Annotated in this window: 2 protein-coding genes; one reads left to right on the forward strand and one right to left on the reverse strand. The window is 62.5% G+C overall.

From position 1 onward, the window contains the following. On the reverse strand, positions 1-298 hold a 298-nt coding region (locus WBG82_RS15400), incomplete at its 3' end, for a tetratricopeptide repeat protein (protein WP_424425728.1). A gap of 203 nt (positions 299-501) precedes the next feature. Between WBG82_RS15400 and WBG82_RS15405 the strand changes: the two genes are divergently transcribed. Beyond that, positions 502-2,195, forward strand: a 1,694-nt coding sequence (locus tag WBG82_RS15405; RefSeq protein ID WP_424425726.1) for an autotransporter outer membrane beta-barrel domain-containing protein, incomplete at its 3' end; no start/stop codon positions are given.

The following is a 2,195-nucleotide window of genomic DNA, read 5'->3' on the forward strand; positions in this document are numbered from 1 at the left end:
GCACATAGGCAAGACTGTATTGCGCCTCGAAAGAGTTCGGATCGTGCCTGGTGACGTGGCGCAAGCGATCGAGCGCGCTTTCAAGCCGTCCGAATTCGACATCCATGAGCGCGAGAAAATAGGGCGCGGCCAGAGCATCCGGATTTCTGGCCTGCACATGCTCATAGAGGCGCGCGGCCTCGTCGAAGCGCCCCGCGCTGTGATGCTCCGTCGCGCGCTGAAGAAACAGCTTCAGCGCCTCTTCGTCGAGCGGCGACTGATTCGTGCTGCCCTTGCGCGACCTCACATTGCTTCTCATCGGCACGTCCGCTTCGCCTTCATCTCGCCCCCTGTTCCGCATCCTCTTTTTCGTCGCCCTGTGGCGCAGCGACAACAAATCATTTCCAAAGCACCTGAATCCGGGCCAACGACATAATTTCGCGCGGAAAATCAGAAGCGAATTGTTTTCAGACCACTCAGCCAATGAGGCAATGGTCCAAATCTTCTGTATCACGGGATTAAATGTTCAAACCTGCGTTGCGGCGCCGTTCGGCGCTGCTTTTTTGTGCGTCCGCTCTTGCCATCGCAAGTGTCAGCACACCCTCCAAGGCCGAGCAGCAGCTCTTCTATTTCTATGTCAACGGCATCAACGATATCGGCAACTTCAATACCGGCTGCTGCGGCAGCTATGTCGGCAAGGGCTTCGACACCAACCGTCCGACTGGCCCCGGCGACGAGATCGACGACAACACGCTGCCTGGCGGCTGGAACCACCCGTTCTCGGTGCCCGGCGCACTGTCCGAAGCGAGTGGCAATGGCTTCGGCACGGCGGGGAATTCCGTCACCGGGCACACGGCCAACGACGCCTATGACGGCTATGGCGGCATCGGCCTTGAAGGCATGACCCATTTCGGCGGGCTCACCGTCACCCGCAACGTGCAGGCCACGCGTGGGCCCGGCGGAACGACCACGCTCATCACCACCCCTTTCAGGGATGGCGGCATCGCCAATGCCGTGCGCTGGGTCGACACTTTCACCAACGAAACCAATTCGACCGTTTCAGGCACGCTCGCCTGGGCTAACAATCTCGGTTCGGATTCGAATACGACATGGGTCGCCGTCGGACCGGACAACACCTATCTCGTCTCGACCCAGTCGAATAGCGCCGATCCCGTCATCACGCATATCTTCGGCAACAACGCCTATACGGCGACGGAAGTCGTGCTGGACTATCCCGCCGGAGACGACAATCCGATCTGGAAGTTCCCGATCTCCGTCGCGCCGGGCGAAACGGTCCGTCTCGTCGTCTTCAACGTGCTGACGGCCGACATCGCAACCTTCGGCAACACGCTCGATTCGAAACAGGGCGACATCGAGCTGGGGCAGGAGCTTGCGCGGCTCATCACCAACAATGGCAATCCTCTATCCATCAATTCGCCCTTCTTCACCGGCCTCACGGCCGAGGAAATCCTGACGATCAGGAATTTCAGCTTTGCCACCGGCATGCCCGAGGCGACAGCGGAAAGCCTGTCGGCCATCGGCAACGCCGTGCCGGCGCAGATCACGACCGACATTCTGACCGAACTGTCGAACCTGCGCCTCGGCGTCGGTGACGCGCCTGCGGGTATCGCCTCGGCGTCGACGAGCGGCGCGGCGGGGATCAGGATTGCCGATGCCTATTCCGGCAACACCATGTCGGATGCCGGCCGCTCGCTCATCCGGCTTGCCTCCGCCAGTGGCGAGGGCGCGCCCATGCGGCGAAACTGGTCGGGGAATGGCTGGCGCGCATTCGGCCTCGTGTCGGGCTTCACCGGCCGGCGGGGTGCCACCGGCAGCGTTGCCGGCGTGGGCTATGACGGCTTCAGCGCAACCTTCGGCGGCGACTACCTGTTCACGCCGCAGACGCGCATCGGCGGCGCCCTAAGCTATGCCGAGGCGAATTCCGATGTGAAGGGCAACCTCGGAAATTCCGATGTCTCCGCCTATATGGCCTCGCTCTACATGTCGCACAGCTTCACGCCCGCGCTCTATCTCGACGCGGTCGGCCTCCTCGGCTGGAACGACTACGACTATCGCCGCGCCCAGGGCCCGGCGACGGCGCATGGCGAAACCGGCGGCCTCACCTATGGCGTCAGTGTCGTGACCGGCTTCGTCGTGCCCGTCACCTCCGCGCTCAAGGCCGGCCCCTATCTGAGCGCCTCCTACACCGACACCCG

The sequence above is a fragment of the Parvibaculum sp. genome (assembly GCF_049671045.1).
Taxonomy (GTDB): Bacteria; Pseudomonadota; Alphaproteobacteria; order Parvibaculales; family Parvibaculaceae; genus Parvibaculum.